The organism is Pseudomonas sp. PSPC3-2 (assembly GCF_049897085.1).
GTDB lineage: Bacteria > Pseudomonadota > Gammaproteobacteria > Pseudomonadales > Pseudomonadaceae > Aquipseudomonas > Aquipseudomonas paraveronii.
Map to the genome: position 1 here is coordinate 287084 of NZ_JAFCVO010000007.1, position 17546 is coordinate 304629.

At 59.8% G+C, this 17546-nt stretch carries 17 protein-coding genes and 1 pseudogene; 14 read left to right on the forward strand and 4 right to left on the reverse strand.

The window, feature by feature from the left end:
• The first annotated feature begins 158 nt into the window (after nt 1-158).
• Nucleotides 159-1331 (forward strand): pyridoxal phosphate-dependent aminotransferase, encoded by a 1173-nt coding sequence (locus ACP7CJ_RS14445; protein WP_426100650.1) that lies wholly within the window; start codon nt 159-161, stop codon nt 1329-1331.
• On the forward strand, nt 1331-2044 hold the full coding sequence (sfsA, locus tag ACP7CJ_RS14450) for a DNA/RNA nuclease SfsA (RefSeq protein ID WP_426100652.1): 714 nt from the start codon (nt 1331-1333) through the stop codon (nt 2042-2044). Before ACP7CJ_RS14445 ends, sfsA begins: the two co-directional genes overlap by 1 nt.
• On the opposite strand, the gene ACP7CJ_RS14455 is transcribed toward sfsA, so the two are convergent.
• Entirely contained in the window at nt 2041-2358 is a 318-nt protein-coding gene (locus ACP7CJ_RS14455) for a Rieske (2Fe-2S) protein (protein WP_276194912.1), read from the reverse strand. The two genes, sfsA and ACP7CJ_RS14455, sit on opposite strands and share 4 nt — an antisense overlap.
• 156 nt (nt 2359-2514) lie before the next feature.
• On the opposite strand from ACP7CJ_RS14455, the pseudogene ACP7CJ_RS14460 reads away from it, so the two are divergent.
• The 3 genes and pseudogenes from ACP7CJ_RS14460 to ACP7CJ_RS14470 all read left to right on the forward strand — a co-directional run.
• A pseudogene (locus ACP7CJ_RS14460) lies at nt 2515-2655 on the forward strand (hemin ABC transporter substrate-binding protein); the annotation flags it as partial.
• A 32-nt stretch (nt 2656-2687) separates the two neighbouring features.
• On the forward strand, nt 2688-3725 hold the full coding sequence (locus ACP7CJ_RS14465; protein ID WP_426100654.1) for a FecCD family ABC transporter permease: 1038 nt from the start codon (nt 2688-2690) through the stop codon (nt 3723-3725).
• Nucleotides 3725-4492 (forward strand): heme ABC transporter ATP-binding protein, encoded by a 768-nt coding sequence (locus ACP7CJ_RS14470; RefSeq protein WP_276194910.1) that lies wholly within the window; start codon nt 3725-3727, stop codon nt 4490-4492. The genes ACP7CJ_RS14465 and ACP7CJ_RS14470 overlap by 1 nt, the downstream gene beginning before the upstream one ends.
• 239 nt (nt 4493-4731) lie before the next feature.
• On the opposite strand, the gene ACP7CJ_RS14475 is transcribed toward ACP7CJ_RS14470, so the two are convergent.
• The 3 genes from ACP7CJ_RS14475 to ACP7CJ_RS14485 form a co-directional block, all read right to left on the reverse strand.
• Nucleotides 4732-5004 (reverse strand): TfoX/Sxy family protein, encoded by a 273-nt coding sequence (locus ACP7CJ_RS14475; RefSeq protein WP_247402305.1) that lies wholly within the window; start codon nt 5002-5004, stop codon nt 4732-4734.
• Nucleotides 5005-5209: 205 nt separating this feature from the next.
• Complete coding sequence (locus tag ACP7CJ_RS14480; protein ID WP_247402307.1) at nt 5210-5554, reverse strand: pentapeptide repeat-containing protein; 345 nt, start codon at nt 5552-5554, stop codon at nt 5210-5212.
• Between the two features lie 92 nt (nt 5555-5646).
• Nucleotides 5647-7203 (reverse strand): AAA family ATPase, encoded by a 1557-nt coding sequence (locus ACP7CJ_RS14485; protein ID WP_426100656.1) that lies wholly within the window; start codon nt 7201-7203, stop codon nt 5647-5649.
• 118 nt (nt 7204-7321) lie between these two features.
• On the opposite strand from ACP7CJ_RS14485, the gene mrcB reads away from it, so the two are divergent.
• From mrcB to msrQ, 9 genes are all read left to right on the forward strand, one after another.
• Nucleotides 7322-9646 carry a penicillin-binding protein 1B gene (mrcB, locus tag ACP7CJ_RS14490; RefSeq protein WP_426100658.1) on the forward strand — a complete coding sequence of 775 codons (2325 nt, stop codon included), beginning with the start codon at nt 7322-7324 and terminating at the stop codon, nt 9644-9646.
• 16 nt (nt 9647-9662) lie between these two features.
• Nucleotides 9663-10397, forward strand: a complete 735-nt coding sequence (locus ACP7CJ_RS14495) for a tetratricopeptide repeat protein (protein ID WP_426100660.1) — start codon at nt 9663-9665, stop codon at nt 10395-10397.
• Nucleotides 10397-10726, forward strand: a complete 330-nt coding sequence (locus ACP7CJ_RS14500) for a YqcC family protein (RefSeq protein ID WP_247405521.1) — start codon at nt 10397-10399, stop codon at nt 10724-10726. The genes ACP7CJ_RS14495 and ACP7CJ_RS14500 overlap by 1 nt, the downstream gene beginning before the upstream one ends.
• A 431-nt stretch (nt 10727-11157) precedes the next feature.
• Entirely contained in the window at nt 11158-12882 is a 1725-nt protein-coding gene (locus tag ACP7CJ_RS14505; RefSeq protein WP_426100662.1) for an acetolactate synthase 3 large subunit, read from the forward strand.
• Nucleotides 12883-12884: 2 nt separating this feature from the next.
• Nucleotides 12885-13376, forward strand: a complete 492-nt coding sequence (gene ilvN / locus ACP7CJ_RS14510; RefSeq protein WP_003176102.1) for an acetolactate synthase small subunit — start codon at nt 12885-12887, stop codon at nt 13374-13376.
• Nucleotides 13377-13423: 47 nt separating this feature from the next.
• Nucleotides 13424-14440, forward strand: coding sequence for a ketol-acid reductoisomerase (gene ilvC, locus ACP7CJ_RS14515; RefSeq protein WP_007948647.1), 1017 nt, complete (start codon nt 13424-13426; stop codon nt 14438-14440).
• A gap of 143 nt (nt 14441-14583) precedes the next feature.
• Nucleotides 14584-15441: a CDP-diacylglycerol--serine O-phosphatidyltransferase gene (gene pssA, locus ACP7CJ_RS14520; protein ID WP_426100664.1), complete on the forward strand. Its 858-nt coding sequence runs from the start codon at nt 14584-14586 to the stop codon at nt 15439-15441.
• Nucleotides 15442-15504: 63 nt separating this feature from the next.
• Entirely contained in the window at nt 15505-16518 is a 1014-nt protein-coding gene (gene msrP / locus ACP7CJ_RS14525) for a protein-methionine-sulfoxide reductase catalytic subunit MsrP (protein ID WP_017847455.1), read from the forward strand.
• Nucleotides 16518-17138 carry a protein-methionine-sulfoxide reductase heme-binding subunit MsrQ gene (gene msrQ / locus ACP7CJ_RS14530; protein WP_276194891.1) on the forward strand — a complete coding sequence of 207 codons (621 nt, stop codon included), beginning with the start codon at nt 16518-16520 and terminating at the stop codon, nt 17136-17138. The genes msrP and msrQ overlap by 1 nt, the downstream gene beginning before the upstream one ends.
• Nucleotides 17139-17546: the final 408 nt, after the last annotated feature.

Here is a 17546-nt window from a genome sequence, read left to right on the forward strand (position 1 = left end):
CCGCTGTGGCTGGGTATGAATCGCCTCGAAGGTTAATTTTAGTCGTTTTGCAAGCGCTTGCCGGGCTCATCTTGGATGGCTGAGCAGGCAATAGAGCATGTTTTACCGCGAGGGTTCGGTAGAATCGCTATTTTTGTCCTCACCGTTAAGGAAGGCTAATGGCTCAGCCCTACAGTGCGCGCAGTCGCGCCATCGAACCTTTTCATGTCATGGCGTTGCTGGCGCGAGCCAATGAACTGCAGGCGGCAGGCCATGATGTGATCCATCTGGAAATCGGTGAACCGGATTTCACCACCGCCGAACCGATCATCCAGGCCGGCCAGGCCGCGCTGGCCAATGGCAAGACCCGCTATACCGCAGCTCGCGGCCTGCCGGAACTGCGCCATGCCATCAGCGGTTTCTACCAGCAACGCTACGGCCTGAGCGTGGACCCCGAGCGCATCCTGATCACCCCGGGCGGCTCCGGCGCGTTGCTGTTGGCCAGCAGCCTGCTGGTGGACCCCGGTAAACACTGGCTGTTGGCCGACCCGGGTTACCCGTGTAACCGGCACTTCCTGCGCCTGGTGGAGGGCGCGGCGCAGTTGGTGCCCGTCGGCCCGGACGTGCGTTATCAATTGACCGCCGACCTGGTGGCCAAGCACTGGAACCAGGACAGCGTCGGCGCGCTGGTCGCGTCGCCAGCCAACCCGACCGGCACCATCCTTACGCGGGACGAACTGGCCGGGTTGTCGAGCGCAATCAAGGCGCGTAACGGCCATCTGGTGGTGGACGAGATCTACCACGGGCTCACTTATGGCACCGACGCTGCCAGCGTGCTGGAAGTCGACGATGACGCGTTTGTCCTAAATAGTTTTTCGAAGTATTTCGGCATGACCGGATGGCGCCTGGGTTGGCTGGTGGCGCCGCCCGATGCGGTCGGTGAACTGGAGAAGCTGGCGCAAAACCTCTATATCAGCGCTCCCAGCATGGCGCAGTACGCAGCGCTGGCCTGTTTTACCCCGCAAACCCTGAGCATTTTGGAAGAGCGTCGCGCCGAGTTCGGTCGCCGTCGTGATTTCCTGCTGCCGGCCCTGCGCGAGTTGGGCTTCGGTATTGCCGTCGAGCCGGAAGGCGCGTTCTATTTGTACGCCGATATCAGCGCGTTCGGCGGTGATGCCTTCGCGTTCTGCCGTCATTTCCTTGAGATCGAGCATGTGGCGTTCACCCCAGGGCTGGATTTCGGTCGCTATCAAGCCGGTCACCATGTGCGCTTTGCCTACACGCAAAACCTTGATCGGCTACAAGAGGCGGTGGAGCGTATCGCCCGCGGCCTGCGCAGCTGGCAGGGCTGATGCGCTTTCATCCTCCCCTCGAAGAGGCGCGGCTGATTCGCCGCTACAAGCGTTTTCTCACCGATATCGAAACCGTTACCGGCGAGTTCTTGACCATTCACTGCCCCAATACCGGTTCGATGCTCAATTGCATGGTCGAGGGCGGGCAGGTCTGGTTCAGTCGCTCTGCTGACCCCAAGCGCAAGTTGCCCGGCACCTGGGAAATTGCCGAGACGCCTCAAGGCCGACTCGCGTGCGTCAATACGGCGCGTGCCAACCAACTGGTTGAGGAAGCGTTGCATGCCGGGGTCATCACCGAGCTCAACGGCTTTATCGCATTGAAGCGTGAAGTGCCTTACGGCCAAGAGAAAAGCCGCATTGATTTTCGCCTGGATTACCCCGAGGGGGCGGCCTATGTCGAAGTCAAAAGCGTGACCCTGGGGTTTGATGGCACCTCGATTGCGGCGTTCCCGGACGCCGTGACCCTGCGCGGTGCCAAGCATCTGCGCGAGCTGGCACACCTGGCCCGTGATGGCGTGCGGGCGGTGCAGTTGTATTGCGTCAACCTCTCGGGGATTGACGCGGTGCGCCCTGCGGTGGAAATCGACGCGGCCTACGCCGCCGCTCTGCGCGAGGCCAAAGCCGCTGGCGTGGAGGTGTTGGCGTATGGCGTGCGCGTCACGGCCGAGGAAATTTACGTCGAGCGTCGCTTGGACGTGCTGCTCGGCGACTAGAGTTCCACCCACAGGCCCTGTTCGTCTTCACGGCCGCGCAGGGCGGTGAGGCTTTGACCCGCGCAGGGGCCGGCGATGCACTCGCCGCTCTCGATCAGGAACAGTGCGCCGTGGGTGGCGCATTGGATCAGGCTGGCGCTGGCGTCGAGGAACTGATCGGGCTGCCATTCCAGCGGGACGCCGCGATGGGGGCAGCGATTGAGATAGAAGTAGGCAGTGCCGTCGCGGCGGACAGCCAACAGTTTGCGCCCGTCGATATCAAAACCACGGCTGCTGTCTGGGGCGAGGGTGTCAGAGGGGCAGAGAAACTTCATTCCAATCCTTAAGTGCCTTGATGTTGAAATGCAAACATTTATCAAATGCAGGCTTCGCCCGTTAGCTGACTGGGCGCTCAGTACGATGCCCAGCAAGGGGCATCTGTCACATCCATGAGTGTTTCAGCGGCCCCGTCCTTGGAAGGAAACCCGGTTATGCTCCTGAGTGCCAGCGCTATTGCGCTTGTTGTCGGAATGATGCTCAACCACGCGGCGCACGCCTCGCAACTGCCGCAGCGCTGGGTGAGTGCCGGTGGGGCGTTACCGAGCATCGGCTATCTGCGGCAGTTGTCGGCCGGCGTCGATCCGTCCCAGGTCATACCGGCCCCATGAGTACGCTGGTGAAGCCCCGAACGCTGTTTATCGGCCTGACGCTGTTGTGTGTCCTGGCGATCTGGCTTTCATTGGCGCTGGGGCCGGTCAGCTTGCCGTTGCTGGATACGCTCAGGGCGGCTTTGCGCTTGATGGGCGTGCCGATCGGGGCCAGCGGCCTGGAGCAGGCAGAGCTGATTCTCGGGCAGATCCGTTTGCCGCGGACCTTGCTGGGGCTGGCGGTGGGCGGCGTATTGGCATTGTCGGGCGTGGCGATGCAGGGGTTGTTCCGCAACCCGCTGGCGGATCCGGGGTTGGTCGGCGTGTCCAGTGGTGCGGCACTCGGTGCGGCTTTCGCTATTGTCGGTGGTTCGTTTTGGGGCGGGTTGCCGGAGGTGTTCGGCCCGTATCTGTTGTCGTTGTGCGCGTTTCTCGGAGGGTTGGGGGTTACGGCGCTGGTCTATCGACTGGGCCGGCGCAACGGCCAGACCCATGTCGCCACCATGCTGCTTGCCGGCATCGCCATCACGGCGCTCGCCAGTTCGGCGGTGGGCCTGTTTACCTACTTGGCCGATGACGCCACCCTGCGCACGCTGACTTTCTGGAACCTGGGCAGCCTCAATGGCGCCAGCTATTCGCGCCTCTGGCCGTTGCTGCTGGTGAGCGCCAGCGTGGCGTTGTGGCTGCCGCGCCGGGCGAAGGCATTGAATGCACTGTTGCTCGGCGAATCCGAGGCCGGTCATCTCGGGGTTGATGTTGAGCGGCTCAAGCGCGAATTGGTGTTCTGCACTGCGCTTGGCGTAGGTGCGGCGGTAGCGGCGGCGGGGATGATCGGCTTTGTCGGCCTGGTGGTTCCGCACCTTGTGCGGTTGCTGGCGGGGCCGGATCACCGCGTGCTGTTACCCGCCTCGGTGTTGGCGGGGGCGAGCTTGCTGCTGTTGGCGGATCTGGTCGCGCGCCTGGCCTTGGCGCCAGCGGAGTTGCCGATCGGTATTGTCACCGCGTTGATTGGCGCGCCATTTTTTCTTTACCTGTTGTTACGAGGTCGCGCCTGATGCTGCGAGTGGAGGGGCTGAAGATCCGTCGCGGTCGTAAAACCGTACTGGCGGAGGTCACTTTGGAGCTGTTGCCTGGCCAGGTACTTGGCGTGTTGGGCCCGAATGGCGCGGGCAAGAGTACTTTGCTCGGCGCGTTGTGCGGGGAGCTGCACCCGGATCAAGGCACGGTGTGGCTGGATCAGCATGAGCTGAAGGATTGGAGCGGGTCGCAACGCGCCCAACGCCTGGCGGTGTTGCCGCAGGCCTCAACCCTGGATTTCGCCTTTCGTGTCGAGGAGGTGGTCGGCATGGGCCGCTTGCCTCATCAGACCGGGCGGGTGCGTGATGACGAGATTATCGATGCCGCGTTGCGGGCTGCGGATGTCGCGCACTTGAGCGGTCGCAGTTACCTGGCATTGTCGGGCGGCGAGCGTCAGCGTGTTCACCTGGCGCGGGTGCTGGCGCAGTTATGGCCCGGGCAGGCGGGGCAGACGTTGCTGCTGGATGAGCCGACCTCGATGCTTGACCCTTTGCATCAGCACACGACCTTGCAGGCGATCCGCACCTTTGCTGACCGAGGAGCAGCGGTGCTGGTGATCCTCCATGACCTGAACCTGGCGGCGCGTTACTGCGACCGGATTCTGTTGCTGGACGAGGGCCGGCCCCATGCGCTGGATACCCCGGCACAGGTTCTGCGACCTGAGCCGCTTAAAGCGGTATTCGGGCTGGATGTACTGGTGCAGCCGCATCCGGAGCGCGGGCATCCATTGATCATTGCTCGCTGAGGCTTTTTATAGGCAAAAAAAGACCCGGCAAGAGCCGGGTCAAATAACCGTGATTAGCCTGATGAGGAGATAATCTGAGAGTCCGAACCAATGGTCTTTCAGTTATCGGCTGATCTCGCGACCAGTTGCGATAATCATAACGATTCTCATTTAAGAGTCAAGATTTGTTTTCGCGAGCCCTTCTGCTTTTCTCAAGTGCTCGTTCGCAATGCCACTGAGCGTTGGGTGGGATCGCCGATCTAATTCTTCTGGCGCGCCGAGATCGCCTCTAATTGGCGGTTCAGCGCTTCCTTGCGTTCGGCAGGAATGTCGTTCCAATGCACATCCATCAACGCCCCTTCGATTGCATACAGCAAGACTTTCGATGCACGGAAGCCGCGAGTGCGCACGGCTCGATAAGCATCGACCGCCCCCAGGCGACGCAGGTCTGACGCACTGTGGATGCCCACCGCGTGCAGCCATTGCGCCGAGGTCTTGCCAAGGTTTCTCAGGTGTTGCAGCTCATCGTTCATCGAGCCTCCTTGCGACGGCCGAATGGTGCGGTGGGTGTCGTGACCAGGCAAGCCTGAAAAGGAGTGTAGCGCTCAGTAGGAAAAGCGTAGTTCTTTGCTCAGGAACGGCGCAAATGCTTATAAGAATGGTGCGAGCGTTTTATGCCGGGCAGGCAGGAAGTCCCCGGTCCGTGTTGCACGTAACCGGGGCTTGGGGGGGAGCGTATTACTTGGTGCGGTAGCGCAGGCGCGTGCCGAAATTGACCGACATGAGGATCTCGTCGGCCGTCAGTTCTGGCGGGAAGTAGGTGCCCGAAATCTGCGCGTGGGCCAGGCTCGCGCCTTCCAATGAGCACTCGCGCAAGTCCAGCCCGCGCAAATCGGCAGAACGGAAATACGCGTCGGTGAAATCCACGCCGCTGGCATTCAGATCGCGCAGATCCAGCCCTCGGAAGTCGCCACCACGCATGTCGATGACGCCGTCTGTGGGGCGTTCCTGGTTGAAACCGCGAATATCGTCTTTGTGCAGGAGCGAATAGAGCGGGGTATCAAGAAGCTTTGGATGACTCATGATAGCGACACCTGTTGGACTTATGGCGCCATTATAGTGCCACTATTGTTTGGCCGCTCGCCTAAGATGGCGACGCGACCAAGAAGTTTTTCTTACAGACCTGGCAGGCGTTGGCGAATTTGCGCAACCAGTGCATCGAGGGTTCCGCTTTGATTGGTCTCGACGCGCTTGCTCAGCAGCAGCTCTTCGGCCGTCAGGGGGTCGCGATGGGCTTGCTGTTCTTCAATAACCGTCAGTGTAGCGTCGGACGGGTCGTTATGGTCTGCCTGACGTTGTGCCAGCCAGTTGGCAATAACGGCCTGCGGCGCGTTGCAGTCCAGGATCAGGAAGGGCGCGCCCGTCGCTTCGGCCACTTTGGCGGCGGCATCGCGTTGTGCGCGCTTCAAGAAGGTCGCATCCAGTACCACCGGGAAGCCGGCGCGTAGCACGGTCTCGGCGATTTCGTTCAGGCGTGCGTAGGTTTTTGCGCTGGCGTCGGCAGCATAGATGCCGGCCTGTGGCGTGTTTTCCACCTGTTGCTCACCAAACAGGCGCTTGCGCTCCACGTCCGAACGCAGGCGAACGGCACCCAAGGCTTCCACCAGGCGCATGGCCACATGGCTTTTGCCCACCGCCGAAACGCCGTGGGTAATCGCCAGAAAGCGCGAAGGAATAGTGCTGTAGCTTTCCGCCAGGTTGGCGTAGTTGCGGTACTGGCGCAGGGTGGTGGCGCGTTGCACCGGGCTCGCTTCGCTGGGCATGCTGAACAGCGAGACTTTGGCCCGTACCAGCGCGCGGTAGGCTTTATAGAAGTTCAGCAGTTCCAGGCCCTGGTAGTCGCCGGTCAGTTCGAGGTATTGGCTGATGAAGCGGCGAGCCAGGGATTTGAGGCCGCGGTCTTCCAGGTCCATGGCCAGGAAGCCGGTGTCGGCGTACACGTCGGTGAAGCGAAACGGTTCGTTGAACTCGATGCAGTCGAAGATCACCACGTGGCCATCAATCAAGGTGGCATTGCCTAGGTGGATGTCGCCGTGGCACTCGCGGGTGAAACCATCGAGCTTGCGCTGTGCCAGCAGCGGCTTGAGGCGTTCGAAGCTGCTTTCGGCCCAGGCTTGCAGGGCTTCGAGTTGCAGCAGGTCAGCCTTGTCGCTGAGGAACGGGCGGATCTGATCGAAATTCTGGCGTACCGGTGCCATCACCTCGTCCGGGGTGCCGGCCGGGTGCTCTTGCGGCACTTTCGGTGCGGTGAGGTGGAAGTGCGCGATCTGTTTGGCCATCTCGTCGATGTGCGCGCTGGTCAGCTCACCGTTGGCTTGCAAGGTGCTGAGCAACTGGCTTTGCGGGAATTGACGCATTTTCAGGGCGTATTCGATGACCGGACCGTCGCCGGCCAGTTGCGGGGCTTCGGCCGTGCCGGTGATCGGCAACACTTCAAGATACAAATCTTCGGTCAGCCGCTGGTTGAGGCGCAGCTCTTCGTTGCAGAAATGCCCCCGATCTTCCAGCTTGGTGAAGTCCAGAAAGCCGAAGTTCATCGGCTTTTTCAGTTTATAGGCGTAGGGGCCGGTCAGTATGACCCAGGAAATATGGGTCTCAATGACTTGGAATGCTTCAACCGGATGGGGGTATAAAGCCGGGTTCTGCAGGGCTGCGATCAGGGACTGGCTCACGGGCGATCCTTCAAAGTCTGGGGGAAATCATGGCGGGCATTATGGCTGCTGATGCCTGCCATGCAAACCGCTGTCCGGCGCATGTTGATCGTCAATAAAGTGCGTATAATCCGCCGCCATGACTCGAACCCGATCTCCCCGTTCCCGTAAAAAACCTCCTTCCCGCGGCCTGCGCCCGTGGCTGGGCTGGGCGCTCAAGCTCAGCCTGGTGGGCTTTGTGGTGCTCGCCGGCTTTGCGGTGTACCTCGACGCAGTGGTCCAGGAAAAATTCTCCGGTAAGCGCTGGACCATTCCAGCCAAGGTGTACGCCCGCCCGCTGGAACTGTTCACTGGCCAGAAGCTGAGCAAGGATGACTTCCTTACCGAACTCGACGCCTTGGGCTACCGCCGCGAACCCGTGAGCAATGGCCCCGGCGCTGCCGCCGTCAGCGGCAATACCGTGGACCTGAACACCCGTGGCTTCCAGTTCTATGAAGGCCTGGAAAAAGCCCAGCCGGTGCGCGTGCGCTTCTCCGGCGACTACGTGGCCGAGCTGTCGTCGCTGAACGGCTCGAAGCTGCCCGTGGTGCGCCTGGAACCGTTGATGATCGGCGGGATTTACCCGAAAAACCTGGAAGATCGCATCCTGATCAAGCTCGATCAGGTGCCGCCGTACCTGCTCGAAACCCTGGTCGCCGTGGAAGACCGCGATTTCTACAGCCACTGGGGCGTGTCGCCGAAGTCCATCGCCCGTGCGATTTGGGTCAACACCTCCGGCGGCAAAATGACCCAGGGCGGCAGTACGCTGACCCAGCAGTTGGTGAAGAACTTCTACCTCACCAACGAGCGCAGCCTGACCCGTAAACTCACCGAAGCCATGATGGCGATGCTGCTGGAGTTGCATTACAGCAAGCAAGAAATCCTTGAGGCTTACCTCAACGAGGTGTTCGTCGGCCAGGACGGCCAGCGCGCGGTCCACGGTTTCGGTCTGGCCAGCCAGTTCTTCTTCGGCCAGCCGCTGTCCGAGCTGAAGTTGCATCAGGTCGCGTTGCTGGTGGGCATGGTCAAGGGGCCGTCTTACTACAACCCACGGCGCAACCCTGAACGGGCGCTTGAGCGGCGTAATCTGGTGCTCGATGTGTTGGAGCAGCAGGGCGTCGCCACGGCTGAACAGGTTGCCGCTGCGAAGAAAATGCCACTGAGTGTCACCACTCGCGGCAAGCTGGCGGACAGCTCCTTCCCAGGCTTTATCGACCTGGTCAAACGCCAGTTGCGTGAAGACTACCGCGACGAAGACTTGACCGAGGAAGGCCTGCGGATCTTCACCAGTTTCGACCCGATCCTGCAGATGAAAGCCGAAGCGTCGGTCAACGACACCTTCAAGCGTCTGGCGGGGCGTAAGGGTTCCGACGAAGTTGAAGCGGCCATGGTGGTGACCAACCCGGAAACCGGTGAGGTCCAGGCCATGATCGGCAGTCGCCAGGCCAGTTTTGCCGGCTTCAACCGCGCGCTGGATGCGGTGCGGCCGATCGGGTCGCTGGTCAAGCCGGCGGTGTACCTGACAGCGTTGGAAAAACCGAGCAAATACACCCTGACGAGCTGGCTGTCGGATGACCCGCTGTCGGTCAAAGGTGCCGACGGCCAGGTGTGGACGCCGCAGAACTTTGATCGTCGTTCCCACGGTACGGTGTTCCTGTACCAGGGGCTGGCGCATTCCTACAACATCTCGACCTCGCGGCTGGGGCTTGACGTGGGTGTGCCGAACGTCCTCAAAACGCTGGCACGCCTGGGCATCACCCGTGAATTCCCGGCCTTTCCGTCGATCCTTCTGGGCGCCGGTGCAATGACGCCGATGGAAGTAGCGACCATGTACCAGACCCTCGCCAACGGTGGTTTCAACACGCCGATGCGCGGGATTCGCAGCGTGCTGACGGCCGAAGGCGAGCCGCTCAAGCGCTATCCGTTCCAGATTCAGCAGCGCTTCGATGCGGGCTCCATCTACCTGATCCAGAACGCCATGCAGCGCGTGATGCGCGAAGGCACCGGCAGCTCTGTGTACAAGGTCCTGCCCTCCAACCTGACGCTGGCGGGCAAGACCGGCACCAGTAACGATTCGCGTGACAGCTGGTTCGCAGGGTTCGGTCAGGATGTGCTGGCCGTGGTCTGGCTGGGGCGTGATGACAACGGCAAGACGCCGTTCACCGGGGCGACCGGTGCATTGCAGGTCTGGACCAGTTTTATGCGCAAGGCTGATCCGCTGCCGCTGAGCATGCCGCAGCCGGACAACATCGTGCTGGCCTGGATTGATCCGCACACCGGCCAGGGCTCCGATGCCAACTGTCCGGGCGCGGTGCAGATGCCGTATATTCGCGGCAGCGAACCACCACCCGGTGCCGCATGCGGCGGCAGTGCCCCTGCGAGCGCGGAATCGGTGATGGATTGGGTCAAGGGCTGGATGAATTAAGCAAAGAGGGTTTCAAGTGAACAAGTGGTGGATTCCAGCTATTACAGCTCTGGCTTTGCTCGGCGGTTGCTCCAGCGTTCAGCGCGGCTCCATTCCCGTGGTGGACTCGAGCACGGCCGTCTCCAATAGCGATCGGATCTCGGCCAATGGCGGTTTCCGCCAGACCGTGACCAAGCGTTCTACCCAGGCCGCGACCCGCGCCGTGCCGCAGGATTCGGGTGTGGTGGTGATGGTGCCTGGCGGCGGTGCCGCGACATCGGCGCCAATCAGCGCCGAGCCGTGGACGCCTGGGCCAAGCACGTCGGGGCCGATTGACTCCGCGCCGGTCCAGGCGGCACCGATCAATCAGAACACTTACACCATGCCGTCGACGCCAAGCGGCATTCCGTCGTCCTCCAGCGCGGGCGGCCTGTCGGCTGACGAGCAACTGGACGGCCCGGTACTGGCCTTGCTCACCACTGCCCAGCAACAGCAGGCCGGTGGCGACTTGAACGGTGCGTCGTCGAGCCTCGAGCGCGCCCAGCGCGTTGCGCCACGCGAACCGCAGGTGCTGTATCGCCTGGCTCAGGTGCGCATGGCCCAGGGCGATGCGCCGCAAGCCGAACAGTTCGCCCGGCGTGGCCTGACCCTGGCCAACGGCCGTCCTGATTTGCAGGCCAGCCTGTGGGCCTTGATCGGCGATGCGCGTGCCGCACAAGGTGACGCCGCCGGCGCCGCCCAGGCTCGGCAAAAAGCCAAGGTCAGCCTCTGATGGATGTACGTTTTCCAGCGATTGCCGAACAGCTGTTGCTGATTGAGCGCGAATTGCGCCTGCAGGGCTGGTGGGACGAGGAGTCCCCCAGCGCCGAGGCGCTCAGCAGTGTCGAGCCCTTTTCGGTCGACACCCTGGACTTCCATCAGTGGCTGCAGTGGATCTTCCTCATGCGCATGAAGCAGATCCTCGAACAGGATCTGCCACTGCCGAATGCTTCGGGGATCATGGAGATGGCCGAGATGGTCTACGCCTCCCGGCCGCTGGAAAGCCTGGGTTTGCGCAATGCGCTGAAAAAGTTCGACCAATTGATCGTCGACGCTCGTTAATTGCCTGGCTGCCGGTTTTTCCGGCAGTCTTGCGCACATTTCTACCGCTTGACGACATTCAGGCGAGTTTTATCCCTCCTCAAAGCCCTTTCTTCTGCGTTCTCATGCGCTTAGTTGGAAAAAAGCGCAATTATTGCTTGACTTGAAGGGCCTGAAACAGAAGAATCCAAAGTCCGCTGTATCGGGACTGCCAGAAGCAGGCCCACTCAGCAGATCATGAGGCGCACATCCGCGCCGACCTGTTACACCCGCAACGCGTTACCTCGCGCTGGGTGGGAAGAGCCCGCAACACTTGGGACGATCCCAATACTTGCTCAGTCAGTGCTGACGTAGTCGGCGACCACCGTCGCTCATGCTCTGTTGAGAAGTAAACCTATTAAGACCCGTCGGTTTTTAACGGACGGTATTCTGGCGTTTTAGAGGTGAACAACGTGGAGCTTTTATCTGGCGGTGAGATGCTCGTCCGCTTTTTGCGTGACGAAGGCGTTGACTATATCTACGGGTACCCGGGTGGTGCTCTGCTGCATGTCTATGACGCACTGTTCAAGGAACCGGCTGTTACCCACATCCTGGTTCGCCACGAACAGGCTGCGACCCATATGGCTGACGGCTATGCCCGTGCCACCGGTAAAGCCGGCGTGGTACTGGTAACCTCCGGCCCAGGCGCAACCAATGCCATTACCGGCATCGCGACTGCGTATATGGACTCCATCCCGATGGTGATCATTTCCGGCCAGGTCGCTAGCACCATGGTCGGTACCGATGCATTCCAGGAAACCGACATGATCGGTATCTCCCGGCCGATCGTGAAACACAGTTTCATGATCAAGCATGCCTCGGAAATCCCGGAAGTCATGAAAAAGGCGTTCTACCTCGCACAGTCCGGTCGCCCGGGCCCTGTGGTGGTCGATATCCCGAAAGACATGACCAACCCGGCTGAGAAATTCGAATACGTCTTCCCAAAGAAAGCCAAGCTGCGTTCCTACAGCCCGGCCGTTCGTGGGCACTCGGGGCAGATCCGCAAGGCGGCAGAAATGCTCCTGGCGGCCAAGCGTCCGGTGTTGTACTCGGGCGGTGGCGTGATTCTGGGCGGCGGTTCCGCACCGTTGACCGAACTGGCCAAGTTGCTCAACCTGCCGGTGACCAACACTCTGATGGGCCTCGGCGCATTCCCGGGGACGGACCGTCAGTTCGTCGGCATGCTCGGCATGCACGGCAGCTATACCGCCAACCTGACCATGCACCACGCCGATGTGATCCTGGCCGTGGGCGCTCGGTTCGATGACCGGGTGATCAATGGCGCGAGCAAGTTCTGCCCGAATGCCAAGATCATCCATATCGACATCGATCCGGCGTCCATTTCCAAGACCATCAAGGCCGACGTGCCGATCGTAGGTCCGGTGGAAAGCGTGTTGACCGAAATGGTCGCTGCGCTGAAGGAAATCGGCGAGACGCCGAACAAAGAATCCGTCGCCAGTTGGTGGAAGCAGATCGACGAATGGCGCGGCGACCGCGGCCTGTTCCCTTATGACAAGGGCGACGGCAGCATCATCAAGCCACAAACCGTGATCGAGACCCTGTGCGAAGTGACCAAGGGCGACGCCTTTGTGACCTCCGACGTGGGCCAGCACCAGATGTTCGCCGCGCAGTACTACAAGTTCGACAAGCCTAACCGTTGGATCAACTCCGGTGGCCTGGGCACGATGGGCTTTGGTTTCCCTGCCGCGATGGGTGTGAAACTGAGCTTCCCGGACAGCGACGTTGCATGCGTGACCGGCGAAGGCAGCATCCAGATGAACATCCAGGAACTGTCGACGTGCCTGCAGTACGGCCTTCCGGTGAAGATCGTGTGCCTGAACAACGGCGTGTTGGGCATGGTTCGTCAATGGCAGGACATGAGCTACGGTAGTCGTCACTCCCATTCCTACATGGAATCGCTGCCGGACTTCGTCAAATTGGTCGAGGCTTACGGCCACGTCGGTATTCGCATCAACGATCTGAAAGATCTGAAGCCGAAGATGGAAGAAGCGTTCGCCATGAAGGACCGCCTGGTGTTCATCGATATTAAGGTGGATACCAGCGAGCACGTCTACCCGATGCAGATCAAAGACGGCTCTATGCGTGACATGTGGCTGAACAAGACGGAGCGTACCTAATCATGCGGCACATAATCTCCCTGCTTCTGGAGAACGAACCCGGCGCCCTGTCTCGTGTTGTCGGCTTGTTTTCGCAACGCAACTACAACATCGAAAGCCTGACCGTGGCGCCGACCGAAGACCCGACTCTGTCGCGTCTGACGTTGACCACCGTGGGCCACGATGAGGTGATCGAGCAGATCACCAAAAACCTCAACAAGCTGATCGAAGTGGTCAAGCTGGTCGACCTGTCGGAAAGTGCCCACATCGAGCGCGAGCTGATGCTGGTTAAAGTCAAGGCCACGGGTGCCCAACGTGCCGAGATCAAGCGTACTACCGACATCTATCGCGGGCAGATCGTCGATGTGAGCGCCAGCGTTTATACCGTGCAATTGACCGGTACAAGCGACAAGCTGGACAGCTTCATCCAGTCGATCGGGACGGCCTCGATTCTGGAAACCGTACGCAGTGGTGTCACCGGGATTGCCCGTGGCGACAAAGTACTCAGCATCTAACCCAAATTAGTGAATGGCCTTAAGGCCTGGATATATAGAGGAACCTCATGAAAGTTTATTACGAAAAAGATTGTGACCTGTCGATCATCCAGGGCAAGAAAGTCGCCATCATCGGCTACGGCTCCCAAGGCCACGCGCAAGCTTGCAACCTGAAAGATTCCGGCGTTGACGTGACTGTTGGCCTGCGCAAAGGCTCGGCCACTGTTGCCAAGGCTGAAGCCCACGGCCTGAAAGTGACTGACGTGGCTTCCGCTGTTGCCGCTGCCGACCTGGTCATGATCCTGACCCCGGATGAGTTCCAGTCCGCGCTGTACAAGAACGAAATCGAGCCGAACATCAAGAAGGGCGCCACCCTGGCCTTCTCCCACGGCTTCGCGATTCACTACAACCAAGTCGTGCCACGCGCTGACCTCGACGTGATCATGATCGCGCCGAAGGCTCCGGGCCACACCGTGCGTTCCGAGTTCGTCAAAGGCGGCGGTATCCCTGACCTGATCGCGATCTACCAAGACGCATCGGGCAACGCCAAGAACGTTGCGCTGTCCTACGCTGCTGGCGTCGGTGGCGGTCGTACCGGCATCATCGAAACCACCTTCAAGGACGAGACCGAAACCGACCTGTTCGGCGAACAAGCCGTTCTGTGTGGCGGTACCGTTGAGCTGGTCAAAGCCGGTTTCGAAACCCTGGTTGAAGCCGGCTATGCGCCGGAAATGGCCTACTTCGAATGCCTGCACGAACTGAAGCTGATCGTGGACCTCATGTACGAAGGCGGTATCGCCAACATGAACTACTCGATCTCCAACAACGCCGAATACGGCGAGTACGTGACTGGCCCGGAAGTGATCAACGCCGAGTCCCGTCAGGCCATGCGCAACGCCCTGAAACGCATTCAGGACGGCGAATACGCCAAAATGTTCATCAGCGAAGGTGCTACCGGCTACCCTTCGATGACCGCCAAGCGTCGTAACAACGCCGCTCACGGTATCGAAATCATCGGCGAGCAACTGCGTTCCATGATGCCGTGGATCGGTGCCAACAAGATCGTCGACAAAGCCAAAAACTAAGTCGGATGCATCAACAGAAAACGCGGCTTAGGCCGCGTTTTTTCGTTTGGGTGGCTGGTTCTGGTATAAAGCTGCATCGTTTGCGGGCGAACACTCGCCGCAAGTATCTGTCGTTTTTTTCACACCGTTGCAAGGTAAAGTCCATGAGCGAACGTCCCGAAGAGCCAAACCAGGCTTCTGACGCCGATAGCCTGCTACCGATCGATGAACATGTCGAAGAAGGGCACGATGCGGAAGGCCGCAAGGTCCGGCATCGTGGTATCTATCTCCTGCCCAATCTGTTCACTACGGCGAACCTGTTTGCCGGGTTCTACTCCATCATCAATTCCATGAGCGCCCAGAGCTCGCTGGCGGCAGGTGATGCGGTGAGTGCCAGCAAATACTTCGGTTTTGCGGCGATCGCGATCTTCGTGGCCATGGTGCTCGACGGCCTCGATGGTCGTGTGGCGCGCATGACCAACACTCAAAGCGCCTTCGGTGCCGAGTATGACTCGCTGTCGGACATGGTTGCCTTTGGTGTCGCGCCTGCATTGCTGGCGTTTGCCTGGGCCTTGGGTGATATGGGCAAGGTCGGCTGGATGGTGGCCTTCATCTATGTCGCGGGCGCCGCATTGCGCTTGGCACGCTTCAATACCCAGGTGGGGACCGCCGACAAGCGTTACTTCATTGGCCTGGCCAGCCCTGCTGCGGCGGGCGTGGTGGCGGGTATCGTCTGGGCGTTCAGTGACTACGGCATCCAGGGGTCGAAGATGTCGTTCTTGGTGGCCTTGATGGTTGCCGCCGCCGGCATGCTGATGGTCAGTAACATCAAGTACAACAGCTTCAAGGAGCTCGACCTCAAGGGGCGCGTGCCTTTCGTGGCTATCCTTGTGGTGGTGCTGGTGTTCGCCGTGGTCTTCAGTGATCCGCCGCGTATTCTGCTGCTGGCGTTCCTGGTCTATGCCGCTTCCGGGCCGATTCAGTATCTGCTGCAACTGCGTCGGGACAAAACGTTGCCTTAATGTAATTTCCCCCATACTCCGCAGTCTATTGGTGCATCAGTTCTCCAATGCTGCGGAGTTGCCATGTTAATCAAATTGCCCAAAGCGTCCGATTGTCATGAATCGGACGTCACCCCCGAATCCTTCTACTTGTCTCGCCGTAGCTTACTCGGTGGTGCGCTGGCCGGTGTTGCCGCCAGCAGCTTGCCGCGTTGGGCCAGTGCGGACGATGCCGCGCGGTATGCGGATGTCGAGCCAGGCAAGGCGCCAGGCTGGTTTGCCGAAAAACTGCCGGGGACGAAATGGCAGGCGGTAACCGTCAAGGACGAAGCCATCACCCCGTTCAAAGACGCGACCCACTACAACAACTTCTATGAGTTCGGCACGGACAAGGGCGACCCGGCGGCGAATGCGGGTTCACTCAAGACCGAACCTTGGAGTGTGGTGATCGATGGTGAGGTCGCAAAACCAGGGCGTTATGCTCTGGAAGACTTCATGAAGCCCTATCAATTGGAAGAGCGAATCTATCGCCTGCGCTGTGTGGAGGCGTGGTCGATGGTTATTCCATGGATGGGCTTTCCCATCTCGGCGTTGCTCAAACAGGTTGAACCGACCTCCAAAGCCAAGTACATCCGCTTCGAAACACTCCAGGACCCCAAAAGCATGCCGGGCCAGCGCTCAAGTTTCGGCTTGATCGACTGGCCCTATGTAGAAGGGCTGCGTCTGGATGAGGCGATGAACCCTTTGGCGATTCTGGCCGTGGGGATGTATGGGCGGGAGTTGCCTAACCAGAATGGCGCGCCGCTGCGGTTGGTGGTGCCATGGAAGTATGGCTTCAAGAGCGTGAAGTCCATCGTGCGTATCAGTCTTGTGAGTGAGCAGCCGAAAACCACGTGGCAGAGCATTGCGGCGAATGAGTATGGGTTTTATGCGAATGTGAACCCTACGGTCGATCACCCCCGTTGGACGCAGGCGCGTGAGCGGCGCTTGCCGAGCGGTCTGTTCAGCCCGAATGTTCGTGAGACGCAGATGTTCAACGGGTACTCGGATGAAGTGGCGGCTCTGTATACCGGCCTCGATCTGCGGAAGAACTACTGATGCGCTTCCCTCTCTGGCGCATCGGCGTGTTTATCGCCTCGGCGGCGTGGCCGTTGCTCTGGCTGTATGAGGCATGGCGTTCTGCATTGGGGCCGGACCCAGGCAAGGTGCTGGTCGATCGCTTGGGCTTGGGCACGTTGATCCTGCTGCTGATTACCCTGGCGATGACACCGCTGCAGAAGTTGAGCGGTTGGGCAGGGTGGATTGCGGTGCGGCGGCAACTGGGGTTGTGGTGCTTTGCTTATGTGGTGCTGCACCTGGCTGCGTATTGTGTGTTTGTGCTGGGGCTGGATTGGTCGCAACTGGGGGTGGAGCTGCGTAAGCGGCCCTACATTATTGTGGGTACGCTGGGTTTCCTGTCGTTGTTAGTGCTGGCGCTGACGTCAAATCGCTACAGCCAGCGTCGGTTGGGCAGCCGTTGGAAGAAGTTGCATCGACTGGTATATGGCGTGCTTGGTCTTGGCTTGCTGCATATGTTGTGGATCGTGCGGGCTGATCTGAAGGAGTGGGCTATCTATGCTTCTATAGGTGCGTTGCTTCTCACCCTGCGGATACCGCCGGTAATGCGGCGAATTCCTCGTCTTATTGCGAAAAAAGCACCTTCTGCAACAAAAGCGTAATTAAGCCTTGACGGCAAATCCTGTACGTCTATAATTCGCCCCACTTCCGGCGCAGTCGAAACGGAAAACTCCTTGGTAAACAAAGAGTTATACGATATTCGACAGCGGCCTGCTTCAGTTCATCGAAGCCTGGAAGGAGTTGGTAGAGCAGTGTTGTTAGGCTCTATTAGCGTTTCGATCTTCTCGGTCGAAAGCGGAGAAAAAGAGGTGTTGACAGCAGCGTGTAACGCTGTAGAATTCGCCTCCCGCTAACGAGAGATCGGAAGCGCAAGTGGTTGAAGTTACAAAAGAAACTTTGAAAACTTCTTAAAATAATCACTTGACAGCAAATGAGGCTGCTGTAGAATGCGCGCCTCGGTTGAGACGAAAGATCTTAACCAACCGCTCTTTAACAACTGAATCAAGCAA